The 244-nt window shown below is 65.2% G+C and carries 1 protein-coding gene; it reads right to left on the reverse strand.

Features of this window, described 5'->3' with window-relative positions:
* The coding region (locus tag G8O24_RS46940; RefSeq protein ID WP_438503280.1) for a fumarylacetoacetate hydrolase family protein at nt 1-244 on the reverse strand (244 nt) is incomplete at both ends.

Consider the following 244-nt stretch of genomic DNA (forward strand, 5'->3'; position numbering starts at 1 on the left):
GGAATATGTGCCGCTCGGCCCGTTCCTCGCCAAGGCCTTCGCGACCTCAATCAGCCCCTGGGTGGTGACGCGCGAGGCGCTGGAGCCCTTCCGGCTCAAGGGACCCGAACAGGAGCCGGTGCCGCTGCCGAGGAGATCGCCGACATTCATGGCGCAGCCCGACGACGCGTGGTGCATCAGCTGCTGCACCGAGGACCAGTACATGTATTTGAAATTGGTGCGGCTGATGCTGGCGGCCGCATTG

Source organism: Bradyrhizobium campsiandrae (genome assembly GCF_014529705.1).
Classification (GTDB): Bacteria; Pseudomonadota; Alphaproteobacteria; order Rhizobiales; family Xanthobacteraceae; genus Bradyrhizobium; species Bradyrhizobium campsiandrae.